The 17465-nt window shown below is 55.6% G+C and carries 16 protein-coding genes and 1 riboswitch; of the genes, 5 read left to right on the top strand and 11 right to left on the bottom strand.

Features of this window, described 5'->3' with window-relative positions; genetic code table 11:
• Positions 1-61 precede the first annotated feature (61 nt).
• Positions 62-265: an alpha/beta-type small acid-soluble spore protein gene (locus tag KDN35_RS02015; protein WP_304414317.1), complete on the bottom strand. Its 204-nt coding sequence runs from the start codon at positions 263-265 to the stop codon at positions 62-64.
• Positions 266-509: 244 nt separating this feature from the next.
• Here KDN35_RS02015 and KDN35_RS02010 point away from each other — a divergent pair, with 244 nt between their 5' ends.
• A complete protein-coding gene (locus tag KDN35_RS02010; protein WP_212131960.1) occupies positions 510-1388 on the top strand; it encodes a 5'-3' exonuclease in 879 nt (292 codons plus the stop codon).
• A 152-nt stretch (positions 1389-1540) separates the two neighbouring features.
• On the opposite strand, the gene KDN35_RS02005 is transcribed toward KDN35_RS02010, so the two are convergent.
• Positions 1541-3265 carry a hypothetical protein gene (locus tag KDN35_RS02005; protein ID WP_212131959.1) on the bottom strand — a complete coding sequence of 575 codons (1725 nt, stop codon included), beginning with the start codon at positions 3263-3265 and terminating at the stop codon, positions 1541-1543.
• A gap of 19 nt (positions 3266-3284) precedes the next feature.
• Positions 3285-4586 carry an AAA family ATPase gene (locus KDN35_RS02000; protein ID WP_212131958.1) on the bottom strand — a complete coding sequence of 434 codons (1302 nt, stop codon included), beginning with the start codon at positions 4584-4586 and terminating at the stop codon, positions 3285-3287.
• A gap of 246 nt (positions 4587-4832) precedes the next feature.
• Between KDN35_RS02000 and KDN35_RS01995 the strand changes: the two genes are divergently transcribed.
• Both KDN35_RS01995 and KDN35_RS01990 read left to right on the top strand, forming a co-directional pair.
• Positions 4833-4979, top strand: coding sequence for a hypothetical protein (locus KDN35_RS01995; protein WP_171564839.1), 147 nt, complete (start codon positions 4833-4835; stop codon positions 4977-4979).
• Between the two features lie 98 nt (positions 4980-5077).
• Entirely contained in the window at positions 5078-6475 is a 1398-nt protein-coding gene (locus KDN35_RS01990) for a hypothetical protein (protein ID WP_212131957.1), read from the top strand.
• Between the two features lie 98 nt (positions 6476-6573).
• On the opposite strand, the gene KDN35_RS01985 is transcribed toward KDN35_RS01990, so the two are convergent.
• From KDN35_RS01985 to KDN35_RS01955, 7 genes are all read right to left on the bottom strand, one after another.
• On the bottom strand, positions 6574-8646 hold the full coding sequence (locus tag KDN35_RS01985; RefSeq protein WP_212131956.1) for a thioredoxin domain-containing protein: 2073 nt from the start codon (positions 8644-8646) through the stop codon (positions 6574-6576).
• Between the two features lie 131 nt (positions 8647-8777).
• Positions 8778-9461: a DUF2306 domain-containing protein gene (locus KDN35_RS01980; protein WP_171564836.1), complete on the bottom strand. Its 684-nt coding sequence runs from the start codon at positions 9459-9461 to the stop codon at positions 8778-8780.
• A gap of 2 nt (positions 9462-9463) precedes the next feature.
• Positions 9464-10099: a TetR/AcrR family transcriptional regulator gene (locus KDN35_RS01975; protein WP_349290947.1), complete on the bottom strand. Its 636-nt coding sequence runs from the start codon at positions 10097-10099 to the stop codon at positions 9464-9466.
• A gap of 246 nt (positions 10100-10345) precedes the next feature.
• Entirely contained in the window at positions 10346-11734 is a 1389-nt protein-coding gene (locus KDN35_RS01970; RefSeq protein WP_171564834.1) for an amino acid permease, read from the bottom strand.
• A gap of 409 nt (positions 11735-12143) precedes the next feature.
• Positions 12144-12878 (bottom strand): 2-phosphosulfolactate phosphatase, encoded by a 735-nt coding sequence (locus tag KDN35_RS01965; protein ID WP_171564833.1) that lies wholly within the window; start codon positions 12876-12878, stop codon positions 12144-12146.
• A gap of 37 nt (positions 12879-12915) precedes the next feature.
• Complete coding sequence (locus tag KDN35_RS01960; RefSeq protein ID WP_171564832.1) at positions 12916-13881, bottom strand: phosphotransferase; 966 nt, start codon at positions 13879-13881, stop codon at positions 12916-12918.
• Between the two features lie 244 nt (positions 13882-14125).
• A complete protein-coding gene (locus tag KDN35_RS01955; RefSeq protein ID WP_171564831.1) occupies positions 14126-14281 on the bottom strand; it encodes a hypothetical protein in 156 nt (51 codons plus the stop codon).
• Positions 14282-14450: 169 nt separating this feature from the next.
• Positions 14451-14601: riboswitch (cyclic di-AMP (ydaO/yuaA leader) on the top strand.
• 7 nt (positions 14602-14608) lie between these two features.
• Here KDN35_RS01955 and KDN35_RS01950 point away from each other — a divergent pair.
• The gene (locus KDN35_RS01950) at positions 14609-15343 is read left to right on the top strand and encodes a CAP domain-containing protein (RefSeq protein ID WP_171564830.1); all 735 of its coding nucleotides are present in this window, start codon (positions 14609-14611) and stop codon (positions 15341-15343) included.
• A gap of 106 nt (positions 15344-15449) precedes the next feature.
• On the opposite strand, the gene def is transcribed toward KDN35_RS01950, so the two are convergent.
• The gene (gene def, locus KDN35_RS01945; protein WP_171564829.1) at positions 15450-15977 is read right to left on the bottom strand and encodes a peptide deformylase; all 528 of its coding nucleotides are present in this window, start codon (positions 15975-15977) and stop codon (positions 15450-15452) included.
• 173 nt (positions 15978-16150) lie between these two features.
• Between def and KDN35_RS01940 the strand changes: the two genes are divergently transcribed.
• Complete coding sequence (locus KDN35_RS01940; protein WP_171564828.1) at positions 16151-17452, top strand: aminotransferase class I/II-fold pyridoxal phosphate-dependent enzyme; 1302 nt, start codon at positions 16151-16153, stop codon at positions 17450-17452.
• Positions 17453-17465: the final 13 nt, after the last annotated feature.

Below are 17465 nucleotides of genomic sequence, written 5' to 3'. Positions count from 1 at the left end.
CGCAAAGAAAAGGCCCCTGTCCGGGGCCTCGTTCATCCAGTTATTTGCTTTTTGTCAGATGTTAGCTGCGACCAGCCAGTTGTTGTTCAGCAAAGCTTACCAGACGCTTGGTGATTTCGCCACCTACAGAACCGTTTTGACGGGAGGTGGTGTCAGGGCCAAGAACTACGCCGAATTCAGCAGCGATTTCATACTTCAGTTGGTCAAGCGCTGCGTTTGCTTGAGGAACTACCAGGTTGTTGGATCCACCAGTGTTGTTTGCCACGTGTGATTCCTCCTTCATAACAAGTTTTCTCCCGGGACGGGGTTGAACCGCCAGCGAAGCCGCTTCTCTCCGTTGAGACCGAGAGGCGGTGGAGTGAGAGCAACTCTGGCTCTCTCGTGTTACTATCATCCCTCCGTTGAACGCATCCATGCAGTGTTCGTCGATGTAAAATCTGTCAAGGTTGATCGTACGCTTTGTGTTATAATGGGGCGAGACAGTTGGACACGAGAGGAGTCGCGTTTTTGTGAACCACCCCGAAAAAGTACTGCTCATTGACGGTATGAGTTTTTTGTTTCGTGCGTTTTACGCCTCCGCCTGGGCGGGCGGGTATCGGCAGACCTCACAAGGCGTTTATACAAACGCTGTCTACGGGTTTACGAAAATGATGCTGGACTACATCGATCTGGTGCGCCCCACCCACGTCGCCGTCGGCTGGGATGTGGCTGCGCGGGAAACCCTGATTCGCTGTCAGTGGTACGAGGGATACAAGTCCAACCGGGTGGCACCGCCCGAGGAACTGGTCCCCCAGTTTGATCTGGTCAAGGAGGTGACGGATGCATTTTCCGTCCCCAACCTGGGCATCCCGGGATATGAAGGAGACGACATTCTCGGCACTGTCAGCACGCGGCTTCAGGCCGAGGGACATCAGGTGGTCATCGCGACCGGTGATTATGACAGTCTGCAGCTTTTGTCCGAGCAGGTCAGCGTGAAAATCCTGAAAAATGGCGGCAAGCACGAACACTACACACCCGCCAGCCTGCTGGCCGTCCGCGGGATCAATCCGGAACAGGTCGTCGACGTAAAGGCATTGATGGGCGACGCCTCCGACTGCATTCCCGGCTGCCCGGGGATCGGCGAGAAGACGGCAGTCAAGCTGATTGCCGCCCACGGCTCGCTGGACGGACTGTACGCCAATCTGGATGCATGCACGCCCAAAATGCGCGCCAAACTGGAAGAACACCGCGAACAGGTGTATCTGAGCAAAAAGCTGGCGACGATTTTCCGCGATGCGCCGATCGACTTTTCACTCGAAGCGGCAAAATGGGAATACGATCCGGAGCGCGTTCGTGAAAAGTTTGCCGAACTGGAGTTTGGCCGCACGCTGGTCAGCAGGGTAAGCTGAGTCACGACAGCGCCGTCTGCCATGATGGTGACAGCTCGAGGACAGAGCAAGAATACGCTCGGAGCAGTCGTACCGCCAACGTGCACGCGAAAAATCCCGGCCCTTTTGAATAAGGGTCCGGGATTTTTTCAATTAACATGCGCGGCGGTTGTTCACGATTTGTATCGTTCCTCAAATACATCGAGAAGCAAACGGGTGTTCTCTTCTTCCTGGCAGTCCCATGTCGCGGCAAAGCGGACCCGGTGGGAGACCCCCAGGATGTCGTACTTCTGGACCAGGTGTTGACGGGGCGAGCCTACGATGAGACTGTGCAGCCGCACTTGTTTGCGCTTGGCCAGATCGGCCAGCATCTCGCGCACGTACAGGGAAAGGCCGCCCACCCCATCCGTCACCATGACGAAATCAGCCCCGCGAAACTGCTGGTTCTCCTCCACGATTTGAATCGCCCGCTTCATGGGCGCATCAAAGTGCGTTCCGCCCCCGAAAGCCATTTGCGCCAGCGCGTAAAACGCGGGCCAGTCCGGCCGCCGATGGTACAGGGCCTGTTCGCGAAGTTCTCCTTTTGCGCCAAACAGCAGCAGCAAAAAGTCTCGTTTTTCCAGGAGGCTGAGCGCGGCAAACGTCATGACAAACAGCTGGGCCAGGCGCAGTTTGCTCCCCCGCATCGAATGGGAAGTGTCCAGCATGCAGATCACGGGACCTTTGGGCGGCTCCTCCAGCCATCCGACAGTGTCGTACGTCATCAGCTTCTGCTCTACCCACTTGAGCAGAAAATACGTCTCGTAATCCGCATCGGCCAAAAGGCCGGCTTCGCTTGGCAGCATGTGAGCGATGTCGCCCGACTGCCTCAGATCGTAGTATTCTTCCGGCAGCCGCCGCGAGCGCATCTGCTTCCTTTTTATCCGGACGTGATGGACGTTGCGCCCCACCTCGTTAAGGAAATCAACCAGGTCCGGATGCCGTTTCAACTTTTCCAGCCACTTCATATATTGTTCAAAGCTCTGGCGCCGGAGCTTGCCCAACTCATGCCCCCAGCGGCGGTTGGCAAAGCTCTGGCTGGCCGTAAGCAGCTCATGGACGAACAACGTGTCGTCCGATTCCTGCGACAGCGTCTCTTTCAGGGAACGGTCCAGCCACTGCCCCAGCTCCTGTTCCAACTGGGCCACGGCCTCCCGTTCCTGCCTGGACAGCCGCTCTCGCTGTTTTTCCCGCTGGCCCAGCTCGTCCTCAAGCTTTTTGACTTTTTGCTGCAGCTTGGGGCGCTTGGTCACATTCACCCGCATCTCTTCCCGCAGTTCCTGAATGCGCGCTTTCAGGGAGCGGATCTCCGCTTCCACCAGCGGCCGGGTATCCATCGCCTGCTGTTTGTCCTCTACCATGCGCTTGCCCTGCTGCAGCGTGTAGCCGACAAGCTGAAGTTTGGCAACCTGTTTTTCCGTCAGCAGCTCGGACAATTGGGCCTGTTCTCTGCCCTCGTGTCCCTGCTTTTGCTGAAGTCCGGCGACCAAGGGCGTCAGCTGCTGTTCCCGCTCCCGGCGTTTTACTTCTTCCGCGTATGACGCCGTCAGCCACATGAGCGCCTTGATGGCCGTCTTGAAGGCGGCGCTCTCATTGCCTGCCGTCCGCGGGTGGATCATCCGGTAAAAATACTGTTTCATCAGCGTCTGCACCATCCAGCGGTGAAACGGCGGTGCGTCTTTCGTCTGGTCAAGTTCGGGATGGACAAGATAAAACGCCAGGAAAAAATCGGCCAACAGTTCGCGGTCGAACCACGGCGCCCGCGCTTTGGCTTCTTCCATCCATTCGCGCGCTGTGCGCGACGAGTACTGGTACGCATCAAACAAGTAGCGGTCGACCCGACTGGCACGAATGATCATGCGATTGCATCCTGCCTTCCTACAGCGTGTAATCGTATTCGGTGCCGGGAAGTTCCCGGTCAAATACCGTACGGTAGATGCCCTGCAGCATTTGCAGGATTCGCTCACCTTCAATGCGCAGATGGGCGTATTTGACTGTGTATTTTTCCGGATTGGGCAGCAGTCGGTTTTTCTCCCGCACGAACGCGGTCAGATCCTGCTCCCGCTGCTGCCACTGAAGCAGGCGGTTGCGCAGGTCGCGGCCGGTCTCTTCCAGCTCCAACCGGCATTCGTCGAGAAGCGAACGGTAGTGCTCGGCGGCCTCTTTTCCCAGTTTGGCCCCGATCTCTTTCTTAAACTGAAACGCATGCAGATCGGCTTCTTTTTCCATCCACTTTTCAGCGGTCTGCTTTGAACGGCGAAGCGGCAAGTCGTGCTCCATGTCTGCTTTCAACTGTTCGGTGAAGCGCTGGTCAAACAGTTCCTGCAATACAGGCAAATCTTCCGGCACGTCCCAGAGCATGTGCGGGGTAAACACCGTATCCCAGATCGAGACACTTTCACGGCCGTGAAGGGCGGCCGATGTTTTCCAGACGTGGGCAATCTTGCTCCATCGCCGGTCAGAGAGGACGAACTCCTTTGCTTCCATGTCCTGCTTCAAGCGGTAGAGGAAGTAGATCAGCGATTCCGGGATGCTGACCCGGGACGCTTCGTGCTGGATGTCCTTCACGTCATGGAGGGAAAAGACAACCGGCAGCGGTTCGCTCGGCAGTGAAAACATTTTTTCGTAGCTGGAGGCCTGCTGCAGGTAGCCCACCTCGTAGCGGATGAGAAAGCGGTCGTACAGCGCGGTCAACTGTTCATCCTCGTCCGGCAGCTCGTTGGACGCAGCGATTAAAAACAGCAGCGGCACCGCCTCTTTTTCCCTCCCGTTGAAATAGACGCGCTCGTTTAGGATGGAGAGCAGGGAGTTGAGGATCGCGCTGTTGGCTTTAAAGATTTCGTCAAGAAAGGCAAATTGGGCAGACGGCAGGTAGCCTGCTGTCTTGCGCACGTACTGGTCCTGTTTTAACTGCTGCAGTGACACGGGGCCGAAAATTTCGTCGGGCGTGGTGAATCGCGTCAGCAGGTATTCAAACCAGTGTTCGGAGCCGAACAGTTGAGCGACGGCCCGGGCCATCTGCGATTTGGCCGTACCCGGCGGCCCGATCAGCAGGGCGTTCTCTCCGCTCATGATGCCCAACAGCAGCAGACGGATCAGCTCGCTTCGTTCGAGAAAACGGCGCTCCAGTAGTTCGACTGCTTGTTCCAATTTGTGTGTCAATGGGATTGACTTGTTCATCATCGCTGGCGCAATCGTGCTGTCACGGCAGACGTGCTGCGCCGTTCCCCCTCCTCGTGCAAGATGTGATTGGTATCGGTTGGCACTCTCTACCTGTAGTGTATACATCCTGATCGGACCACACAAGCCAATGCACGAACGCGGGGTACGGCGGCTGGCATGAACGCGGCGGCACGCGCGTATGATGGAAGGTGTGTGTTGGAAACAATATCCAACAAGAGCAAAACATGCAAAAGGAGGATCGTCATGCCCCAGCTTCACCTGTCTGATGAAGAATACAATCATCTGATGGAACGGATTTTTAAAATCCTGAGCCGAACAGAAGAGCTGGACCACGTCACCCATCACTGGATGTGGGAAGTGTGGCGCGTGCTCTACTATAGTAAACTGTAAAAAATTGTAAGATAGAATCCGCTATCACCCATGTCTGTACCTCCGCATAGTGTGTGAACAAGAGAGGTTTGCCCGACACACGAGAAGGAGGGATGGGCATGGGTGTTGAACTGTCCTGGCTCCACGGGGTGTACGTCCTGTTCGTAATCGGCATTATCGCCACCATGGTGCTCCGCCGCGATACCAGTCTCATCTGCATCGCCGGGATCGCCGCGCTCGGCCTGACGGCTACCGGTTCAATATCGGCGGCGGTGGGTGGCGTGTTCGGCAGCTTCATATACGCGATAACGGAACTGCTGCCGACGATTCTGGTCATCTGCATCATCGTAGCGATGAGCCGCGTGCTGACCGAGACGGGCATCAACGAAACGATGATCCGGCCGCTGGCCTCGCTGGTGCGGACGCCGGCGCTGGCATACTGGGTGATTGGCATTGTCATGATGATCATGTCCTGGTTCTTCTGGCCTTCGCCAGCTGTGGCGCTGATCGGCGCGGTGATGCTGCCTGTCGCTCTCCGTGTGGGGCTGCCCGCTGTCGGCGCAGCCGTCGCGATGAACCTGTTTGGTCACGGCATCGCCCTGTCCGGTGACTTTATCATCCAGGGTGCACCCACGCTCACCGCAAAGGCGGCCGGCCTTCCCGTCGCCGAAGTGATGACCGCCAGCGTGCCGCTGGTCATCGTGATGGGGACGGTTACCACTCTGACCGCGTTTTGGTACCTGAATAAAGACATGAAAAGCGGAGCACTTCGCGTCGATCCGGAAGCATCAGCCATACTCTCCGCGCCTCGCGACACCGCACCTGTCCGGCTTTCGCCCGTGCTGCGCAGCGGGCTGGCGACGCTGGTTCCCCTGTTGTTTCTTTTGGATGTCGTGGCCATGTTCGCGCTGGATCTGAGAGGAGGCGACGCCACCGCATTGGTCGGCGGCACCGCGCTGTTGATCCTGTTAATGGTCACCGTGCTGGCCCACAGACAGGCTGGTCTGGAACAGGTAACCGCTCACCTGATCCAAGGATTCCAATTCGGATTTCGCGTATTTGGTCCCGTCATCCCCATCGCTGCGTTTTTCTACATGGGTGACAGCGGCTTCGTCAGCGTGTTTGGCGAGATGCTGCCGAACGGTTCCCATGGGATCGTCAACGATCTGGGCGTCGCTCTCGCACACACCATCCCGATTGGCAAGGAGGTGGCCGCTCTCGCCCTGACGACGATCGGCGTCATCACAGGATTGGATGGCTCAGGGTTCTCCGGGATCACGCTGGCCGGTTCCCTTGCCCAACTGTTTGCGACCGCACTGGGAAGCGGAGCGGCGACGCTGACAGCACTCGGGCAAATCGCCGCCATCTGGGTGGGCGGCGGCACGATTATCCCGTGGGCGCTGCTTCCGGCTGCCGCCATCTGCGGAGTCGATCCGTTCGAATTGGCGCGGCGCAATCTCTACCCGGTCGTGATCGGCCTGCTGGTGACCACGCTGGTGGCCATGTTTCTGATTTGAATAGGAGAAAAAAAGAAGCCTCAGCCAGTCGGTGAGGCTTCTTTTATATAGTAATATGTGGTAGCTGTCAATTCTTTTTCGTTTTCAGGAATGGTCCCTCACGCGCGCGTCTGCTCCAGCTCTGCTTGGAACTGTTCCCGATCGGTAATCGGCGCGCGGCAGGCGAAGTTTTCGCAGATGTAGGCCGTCACTTCGCCTCCCTGCATCACTTTGTCCCGGACCACTTCGGCCATGCTGCCCAGCTCTTCGGTCGGATCGTGCAGCACAGTCACTGTGAACGGGGCGTAACCGCTGCGCGTCTCCTGGAGAAACGCCTGCGCTCGCTCATCGTCTCTTGGGCCCGCGATAACCACCTGCCGCACCGGATGCAGGAGCAGCTGCATCGCCAAGAGGGAAAAGCTGTACCCGATGGGGTACTGATTGATGCTCCCCGCAAATGTCGTCAAAAGGCGCTCCGCCTTGTCGCGCAAATCGCTTCGTCCCGTCAGGTAGAACAGCCGCAGGAAGGTGTAGGCGGCGACGCCGTTGCCGGAAGGAGTCGCGCCGTCGTATATTTCTTTGGGTCGGGCGATGAGCTGTTCGCCGTCACTGCCGTAGAAGAACAGTCCGCCGTTTTCTTCATCCCAGAACAGGCGGAGCAGATCATCGGCCAGCTCCAGCGCCCGCTTGAGGTGCTGCGGCTCCTGTCCGGCCTCATACAATTCCGTAAGCCCCCAGATGAGAAAAGCGTAGTCGTCCACGTAGCCGAGATACGCCGCTTCTCCGTCGCGGTAGCGAGCCAGCAGACGGCCGTTGGCGTCGCGCAGTTTGCTCTCGATAAACTCACATGCCCGCTCCGCCGCCTCCAGATATGCAGGCTCTCCCAGCACCAGCCCCCCTTTGGCCAGCGCCGCGATCATCAAGCCGTTCCAGGACGTCAGAATCTTGTCGTCCTTGCCCGGATGGGTCCGCTGTTTCCGTCGGGCAAACAGCTTCTGGCGGGCTTCTTCCAATCGTTGCGTCAATTCCTCAACAGTCATTCCCCGGCGGCGGGCGAACGCATCCAGATCGGTCCCGATCAGATTGGGGATGCTGCGTCCTTCAAAATTGCCGTGTTCCGTGATGTCATACGCCTCGCAGTAAAGCTGCCCCAGTTCATCACCCAGCACATCGCGCACTTCCCACGGCGTCCAGATGTAAAATTTGCCTTCTTCTCCTTCCGAATCGGCGTCTTCCGCCGAATAAAAGCCTCCGTCCGGGTCGGTCATGTCGCGCAGGACGTAGGTGAAAATGTCGCGGGCGACGCGGGCGTAGTCGCGTTTGCCGGTGGCCTGGTACGCCTCCAGATACGCGTAGGCCAAAAGCGCGTTGTCGTAGAGCATCTTTTCAAAGTGCGGCACCAGCCACTTTTGATCTACGGAGTAGCGGGCGAATCCGAATCCCACGTGGTCGTAAATGCCGCCGCGGTGCATGTGCTCCAAGGTGGTTTCCGCCATCTGCAGCGCCTCCGTCTCACCCGCCGCCTTGGCGTGGCGCAGCAGGAAAATGAGGTTGTGCGGCGTGGGAAACTTGGGCGCTTCGCCAAAGCCCCCGTAGATGTCGTCAAACTGCTGTTTGTACAGCTCCAACGCTTTCCCAAACGTCTCCCGGCTCAGCGTCCCCGGAGCGGTCCGGGCCATCTGCGGCGCCAGTGTGTTGTAAATGTGGTCCACACTGCGGTCGATCCGTCCCCGGTCATTCTCCCAGACCTCGGAAAGCTGCCGCAGAATGTCCATCACGCCCGGCCGTCCCCACTTGGCCGACTTGGGAAAATACGTCCCGGCAAAAAACGGCTTTTTCTCCGGCGTCATCACAATGGTCAGCGGCCATCCGCCCTGTCCGGTCATCGCCTGGCAGACCGTCATGTAGATGTGGTCCACATCCGGTCGCTCTTCCCGATCCACTTTGATGGCGACAAACTTTTCGTTCAGCAGCGCGGCCACTTCTTCGTCTTCAAACGATTCGCGTTCCATCACGTGACACCAGTGACAGGTGGAGTAGCCGATGCTGAGGAAGATGGGTTTGTCTTCCTGTTTGGCTTTGGTGAACGCTTCTTCTCCCCACGGATACCAATCAACGGGGTTGTAGGCATGCTGAAGCAAATACGGTGATTTTTCTTTGGCCAATTGATTGGGTTTGCGGTGCGTTGTCATGGGGAACAACCCCTTTCCTACTGGATTTTATTGTATATGACACATAGCATACCCTGCATGAACAAAAAACACGACTGCCCCATTTCCATCCAATCCTTGTTTTTCGTACAGGAAAATCGGAGTGCCGCATGTCAGTCGGCAAGCGGAAAGCGCGCTTGGGCTCCGCTTTTGCGCCGCCTGCGGATCAGCCATTCGGCAGCGATCAGGTTGGGGACCCAGCACAACCAGGCGTCAATCCGGTAGATGCGGTTAAAGTCACCCAACAGCAAGTCGGATTGTGAGAGGCTTTCAACCGGGATGGTCAGCATCCCCAGCAAACCGAGCCAGAACCGCAGCGTGACGCCTGCAAACGTCAGCGCGTAGCTGCGCAGCATCCATTCCCGATGCTGCTCGACCTGCTTTTGACGAATCCGTTTGTACCCGAGATAGGTGGCCGCCAGCCAGACCACGTCCAACGCCAGGAATCCCGCTTGACTCATCACCCCTCCGAGTGCCTCAAAGGCCAGGTAGATGCCGGAGACCCCGCCAACCCCGATCGACAATACATACAGTTTGCCCAACTGGCGATGCAGGCGCAGGTGTTTTGTCTGAAGCCGCGTGCTGAACAACAACGGCCCGACGGCCAGAGCGATCGCCGATCCGACGGCATGCAGATACAGGAAATTGACCCACTGTGTATAAGGAAACTCTTTATCCAACAAATGCAGCTGTACCAGCCCGGCGCTTTTCGGGTTAAACACGACAAACTGCACAATCGCATACGCGGAAACGACCAAAGCCAGTACAGACGCGACTCCCATCCATATTTTTCTCATCTTCACCTGTACACTCCGTTTGACAGAAATAGTTGCAAATGCAGGTCATAAAACTCCATAAATTGATCAGAGTTGTATAGATGCGCGGTAAGATAAGCGCCGTAGAAAATGGTGAACGTGGCTTTCACCAGGTCATCCGTCGGCAGGTGGTCCGGTATGTCCCCGTCTTCCTTCGCTTCCTCGATAAACTGAGTAAACAACGCACCGAGATTGGGCGCTTCCGCGTCAACAAGCGTTTCTTTGTCGGGATACAGAATCTGGATTTCCGCTTCACTGAGGGTCGGCATATGGGGGTGCATGTTTACTTCCGTCATAAACCCGATCAAGCTCAGCATCAGTCCCGGCCTTTCCCTGGCGTCTGCGGCAACGTGTTGAAACAGATGACGGATCGCCTCGATACCCCGTTTCGGATGCAGCTTGAGTTCGATCATACGCTCCGTTAGCCACAAGCACATGAAGTAAATCAGTACGTCTTCTTTTTGCGGAAAAAATTTAAAAAAAGTGACCTTCGAGACTTCCGCTTTTTCGCATACGTCTTCCACCTTCACGTCTTTAAACGACTTTTTGCCGATCAGATCGAGACTGGCCTGAAAAAGCGCGATTTTCGACCTCGCCTTTTTGAGCTCACGCAGTGGCACCTTTTTACCCATCAGTTGGTTCTGCCCTCCTTTTCCGATAGCTTCCGGTTGTATCTTTTCCTGCAATCCGGATATTTGCTAATCCCTCCACTTGATCTTTTGACTTCAGTTAAAAGGTTAACCCCGGTTAAGTTATTTAGTCAAGTTATTTTTTGATTGCGAGCATAAACATAAAAAAGAGGGACATTTTTACATGTCCCTCTTTACAGATCGATTTTTCGTTTTTCGTTAACCGCATATCCGTTCTTACGCGATTTCCTCATGGGCTTCCGCCTGCGTCGTGGTTTTGGCCTTGCCCACTCCAAACGCAAAGTAACTGATCACGACAATAGCCAGGAAGACCAGCCCCGCCACAAGAGAGATGCGCGTCTCTTGATTGATCCACATCCCTACCAGCACCATGAGCAGGAAGGCAATCGTCAGATAGTTGGATACCGGTGCAAACGGCATTTTGAACGGATGCTGTGCCATCTCGGCGCCTTTTGCCTTACGGAAGCGGATTTGACTGATCAGAATCACAAACCACGGAACCATGCCGGGCAGCACACTGGCACTGTATACATAGACAAACAGATTTTCCGGTGCCAGGTAGTTCAAGACAACACCTACGGCCAGCCCTACGAGAACGCCGAGCGTTCCGAGCAGCGGCACGCCGTTGTGGGTCAGCTTGGTAAAGAATTTCGGCGCTTGTCCATTTACCCCCAGCGTGTACAGCATGCGACCCGCACTGTAGATGCCGCTGTTGCAGCCAGACATGGCGGCAGTGATGACGACAAAGTTGATGAACCCTGCTGCGGCCGTAATCCCGATTTTCGCGAAGGTTGCCACGAACGGGCTGCCGATCGACTGCAGTTGATCCCACGGGTAAACGGTTACAATTACAAAGATCGCACCAATGTAGAAGATCAGAATCCGCCAAATGATACTTTGAATCGCACTTGTCAGCGTTTTGCGCGGATCTTTTGCCTCACCGGCGGTAATCCCGATGAGCTCCACCCCTTGATAAGCCCCGATCACCAGCGAGAGCGCAAAGAAAAAGCCTGTCCAGCCGCCTGCGAAGAATCCGCCGTGTTCCCACAGGTTAGACAACCCGATGGCGTTTCCTCCGTTGCCAAAACCGAAGAAAATCAGTCCAAACCCGGCAACGATCATCAAGACAATGGTCACAATCTTGATCATGGCAAACCAATACTCAAATTCACCAAACGATTTCACGGAGAACAGGTTTGCCGCACCGAGGATCAGCATCGCGATCAACCCTGGTATCCAGGCGGGCAAATCCGGGAACCAGTATTTCATGTACGTCCCGACGGCGATGATTTCCGACATCCCGACGACGACCCACTGAAACCAGTTGCTCCAGGCCGTCACATAACCTGCCAGGGGATGGATATACTTGTGTCCAAAGGTCGCAAATGATCCCGTGCTGGGCTCCAGGTACAGCATTTCCCCCATTGCACGCATGATGAAAAAGATAAAAATCCCGACAATTGCGTACGCGAGCATCACGGACGGGCCTGTCCATTTGATCGTGCTCGCCGAGCCCATGAATAAACCAACTCCGATTGTTCCGCCCAACGCGATCATTTGAATATGACGCGCTTGCAGGCCCCGCTTCAATTCCTTGTTCGCCACTAGTCGCTCCCTCTTTCCTTTCTGCCAACACCGGCTGTCTTTTCAGGAATGCTGCGGGACACTCCTTTCGTCCGCGATGACGCGGCAGGTATCCCGTTTTTTGACAGTACCATTTTTATTCAGCATTCCTAATAGTGAGAAAAATTGTACACTATTTTCCTTCTGCTTCGCGCTGAAGTAATTGTATTGTAATATGTTTTCTTCGCGAAGACAATTGTGCAAGTAAAAAAAAACATTGGTAAATCAACATTTCTGACGTAATCGAATAATTAAAAATATGTGATTGTTCAATCAATTTGAGCAAGGCCACATGGCACAGTGAGGCCCTGCGTCCGTGTTTGTCACAACGATGCAGATCATGATTGAGGAGCGTTTGCGAGTGAGACGAAGGAATTTTTTAAACAAATGTTTAATATCCGGAAACAAATGCCCCTTCGCGATTGAGCACGGGAACCACCTGGCTGGCATTCCAAACGGAAGCGATCGCCACATCCTCGGCAAATCCCGCCGCGATCAGCTCCCGTCCCGAGGCAGACTCACACAGCAGCGGGTACATCTCCGACTTGGCGGCGTCAAAGGCAGCGACAGCCAGGCGGGCCTCCGGTGACAGCCGGTATCCGTGAAGTTCTCCGAGGATCGCCCCTGCCGCAACCATGTCCTCGAATGCGGGACGGAGGCTGCCGTCCGGCCACCGCTCTCCGCTGGCGATCACCGTGACGATGCCCCCTGTATTTCGGATGAACCGGGCCACCGCCGAGGCATTCCGCAAACTGCCGGCCACCACAATCGCGCCGCTGTCCTTTGCCAAAAAGGCGCACGTGGCTCCGTTGGGCGACGGCAGTACGATCCGGCACCCCTCGTCAATCGCAGAGAGCGAAGCGGGAGACAGCGAGATGGGCTCGCCGCGTTTACCGGCCAATACGGCCTGTACGCTGGCTGCGTACTCCGAGGCGGACGCATGCCGATAGCGATATGGATACACCACTCCGCCCCGAGCGAGGACCACATCGACACAGGTCGTAAACGAGAGCACATCGACGATCACCACGATGTCGGAAACAGGGGCCAAGGCTTTCACCCCTTCATACCCCCAATCAAAACGGGCGTGAAATCCGTTTTGCTGAAACACTGCCACATCCGCCATTTGCTTCCCCTTCCTTTCCAGGACTGCGTGTCCCTCTTCAATGTTGACAATGCGACTGCGCGAACGCTTCCCACTTGTCTCGATCTTGTGAAAACCACACCGGTTCCATGCGTTCAAAATACAGGTGATCTTCCGCAATGAGCTGCACTCTGCCGAGCATCTCCTGACGCTGCTCATGACCCATTTGGGCAGTCCAGACCACGGCGGAGAACAGACTCATCGCCACGTATACCGCGTACAACGTCCAAAACTCCGGCGGGATCTTGCGTGGGTAAAAATATCCGATAATCTGTCCGAAGCAAAAGGGGACGCTTACTTCTCTGCTGAACAAGGCCAGCTTGCAAAAGTCGCAGATGGGATCTCCCCAATCGAACCGGTCGAAATCGATGGTCCCGGCATATTGCTTGTCCTTTACGATCAGATTGCCCACGTGGAAATCATCGTGCTGGAACCGGTTTGGCCGCTTGCGCAGATACGCCTTGTTTACTTCCACAAACGCCATGATTTTCTCGTCGTGCGGTATGGCACTGCCAGCAGTGCGATACGCTTCGAGGTATCTCGCGTGTTTTTGAACGGCTCGCGAATTCCAGGCGGGGATGCCGGACGGCGCGTGAAGCTGGTGCAGTTTTCTCAGGTCTTGACCCGCCTGCCATCCGATAAAAAACTGTTCTTCTTCCGTACAGAGAGGCAGCATGTCCCGGGCGACCTCTCCGTCGATATGGGACAACAGGATGTAGCAAATCTGCAGGTCCTCTGATATCCCGTATTCAATCGGCTGCGGAATGCTCGCTCCGAACGGTTGCAGGGCGTGGAGAATATGAAACTCCGACCGCTTCCGCTCCCAGTTGCTCTGGTCTGCTATGCGCAGGATTCGCCGTTCTTCCGACACCATCTGGACCAGATATTTTCTGTCTGTCGAAAACCCATTGGTGATCGGCTCGAAGCCGACTGCTGATCGAAGTGCGGGACTTTTGCTTCGCAGCCATTCGATTTGTCCGTTCATGCTACACCTCCCAAAAATGGCAGCTTTTTCATTATATCATCCATGCTTCTGATAACAAGAACATTCTGGTACTTCCATACATGTTCTTTATGATGGCAGCATGGCCGAGAGCACCTCGACATGCCTGCGCCGTTTGTCACGAACGTCCACGAACGTCATAAAAAAACGGTTATCCCGTCTGGGCAGGATAACCGTTTTGTACCATGACTTCCTGTTGGTATCAATTCGCGGACTGATTGCCTGATTAGCCCTGCGTATTTTCGCTGGACGGCTGCTTCGTCGGTGTCGTCTCGCGCTCTTTCTCATCCAGCAGCGTCACGTTTTGCTGGTGCATTTTCTGCTTGGTCGGATACGCGCCCACCTGCTGCAGTTCCACATTGACATCTGTCTGCTTGTCCATCGCTGATCGCCTCCCATGTTGGTTTCCCATTTAGTATGGTTGCAAATCCGAGATTGCTATACGGCCGATAACAGCGGGCACGGCGGGCGCTAAGTGACCGTCGTTTCCATCTCATTTCCATATTTTAAAGGTTCCTTTTTTCCGGTATCTTTGTTATTCTCGTAAGCGAGCCAAAAACAAGCCGAAACTTCCGAGAGTGGAAGTGCGGGGGATTTTTTTTGCAGACGACGGTCTGCATGGGGTGAATTGCCGCATGGCAAAGGGTTGTCTCCTCAATCCTAACCCGACAACTAACCTCGTAGGCGAAGAAAAGGAGACGATGTGCACATGAAACGATTTGCCAAGCCGATTCTTGCCATCGCTATGGGATTGGCCGTAACCAGCATTTCCACGTCCGCATTTGCCGCGACGTGCCCGTACCAATCGATCACCAGCCAAAAACAATTGGTTCAATATTCCGATTTTTACCAAAAGGTACGGAGCATTACCCCTATCTGGACCGTGAACAACCAGGTCATTGTGAAACAACCGACTACTGTGAAACAGCCGGTAACCGTCAAGCAGCCGGTAATCGTGAAGAAACCGGTAATTGTTAATAAACCGGTGCAACAACCGGCACAAAATCAGACAGCTCCCGCCAACAACAATGCTGTGACCCAGCCGAAAGCACCGGCCCAACAAGCGGCACCGTCCGTTTCTCAATTTGCCAAGCAGGTGGCCGACCTGGTGAATCAGGAGCGCGCGAAAGCCGGCTTGAAGCCGCTGACGCTGGACAGCGCCCTGTCCAAAGTGGCCATGGACAAAGCGGTCGACATGTACCAAAACCGCTACTTCAGCCACACCAGCCCGACTTACGGTTCTCCGTTTGACATGATGAAACAATACGGCATCACGTTCAGAACGGCCGGCGAAAATATCGCAATGGGTCAGCGCAGCCCGCAGGAAGTCATGCAGCAATGGATGAACAGCCAAGGCCATCGCGCCAATATTTTGAATCCGAACTTCACGAAAATTGGCGTGGCGTACTACAATGGTTACTGGGTGCAGGAATTTACCGGATAAACGATGAACAATGGAAACAGCAAGCCGTGCTTCTCGCATGAGAGGCACGGCTTTTTTGCCGGCGACGTCAGCTGCATCGCTCGTTTCGTCAATGCCGGGCAGACCGCTAATACCGGATCAATGGGCGTTTATGCGCGAGAATCGGATTGGCGGCCTCGGGTTTCAGCCGCTTGCCGGTGCTGGCATCATACAGAACGTTGACGTAGTCGATGTACAGGATGCCATTCAGATGGTCGATTTCGTGCTGGATGCAGCGGGCCAAATAGCCTTCCGCTTCGAGGACCACTTCTTCGCCCGCCCGGTTCAGCGTTATTACCTTCACGTACGTGGCCCGTTTCACTCTGCCGACCACGCCGGGAATGGACAAGCACCCTTCGGCCCCTATCTCTGCACCTTTTTTTTCCACGATCCGCGGGTTGATCAGCTCCACCAGGCCGGTACCGCAGTCCATCACGACCAGCTGCTTCGGTATGCCGATCTGGATTGCGGACAAGCCTGCCCTGCCCTCGTCGGCGTAGATGGTGTCCGCCATGTCGTTCAAGATTCTTTCCACGTTTTTCGTGACGGCAGTCACTGGCTTCGAGATTTGCCGCAGGATCGGATCGCCCAATTTTACGATGAGCCGTTCTGCCATATCGGTTCCCCTCTCGTTTGAGACTGTCGTGTATTCACCGTAACAAATGCACCTGACATCCGTCAATTGATCTGCGCCGGCTTCCGTCCGTTTTTTCAATCGACAAACACACTTATATGCGCTATCTTTAATGGTAAACATGATTGATGATGGAAACGAAGAGGGAGGAAACCATGCATTCATTGGCAGCAAAGCTCAACGATACGCTTCAGCGAGAAAATCCGCACGTCTTTGCCATGCTGTCCGACCTGGGCAAGCTCATCTACTTTCCCAAGGAAGGCATACTCAGCCAGTCTGCCGAAGCCAAGGCAAAAGGGCACAAATACAATGCCACGATTGGAATTGCCTTGGAAAATGGCCAACCGATGCATCTGGACGTGATCCAAAGCACCTTGTCCGCCTACAATCCCAAGGATCTGTACGAGTACGCCCCGCCCGCGGGTAAACCGGAACTGCGTGCGGCATGGCGGAAAAAGATGATCGAGGAACATCCGTCGCTTGCGGATAAAACCTTTGGCAATCCAATCGTCACCAATGCGCTGACCCACGGGCTGAGCGTGGTCGCTGATCTGTTCGCCGGGCCGGGAGACGCCGTCATTCTGCCGGACAAAAACTGGGAAAACTACGAGCTCACCTTCTCCATTCGCCGTGGAGCAGAACTGGTCTACTACCCGCTCTACAACGCGGACATGAAGTTTAACGCAGCCGGCCTCCGCGATGCCATCCTGGCGCAAAAGGAAAAAGGCAAGGCCATCGTCGTGCTCAACTTCCCCAACAACCCGACAGGGTACACGCCGGGCATCGAGGAAGGCAAGCAGATTGTTGCCGCACTGAAGGAAGCGGCCGAAGCCGGTATCAACATCGTGGCCGTTACGGATGACGCGTACTTCAGCCTGTTCTTCGAAGACTCGATGCGAGAATCCCTGTTTGCCGAGCTGTGCGGCCTGCATCCGCGCGTGCTGCCGGTAAAGGTGGACGGCGCCACCAAGGAGGAATACGTCTGGGGATTCCGCGTCGGCTTTATCACGTACGGCGCAGCCAACGATGCGGTACTGGCCGCACTGGAACAGAAAACGCTCGGCATCATTCGGGCGACCATCTCCAGCGGTCCGCATCCGTCGCAGACCTTTGTTTTGCATGCGCTGAACGCCCCGGAATTCCAGGCGCAAAAGCAGGAAAAATTTGAGATCATGAAGCGCCGGGCCAACCGCGTCAAAGAGCTGTTGGACAGCGGCCGGTTTGACGACGCCTGGACCTACTATCCGTTCAACTCCGGCTACTTCATGTGCCTCAAATTGAAAACCGTCAACGCAGAAGAGCTCCGCACGCACCTGCTGGAGAAATACGGCGTCGGCACGATCGCTCTGGGCGACACCGATCTGCGCATCGCCTTTTCCTGCATCGAGGAGGAACAGATCGAGGACCTGTTCAACCTGGTGTACAGCGGCGTAAAAGACCTGCAGGGACAACAATAGCAGAGCACGGCAC

This window comes from Brevibacillus sp. NL20B1, from assembly GCF_018195675.1.
Classification (GTDB): domain Bacteria; phylum Bacillota; class Bacilli; order Brevibacillales; family Brevibacillaceae; genus Brevibacillus; species Brevibacillus aydinogluensis.
This window is presented reverse-complemented; position numbering and strand designations above follow the sequence as displayed.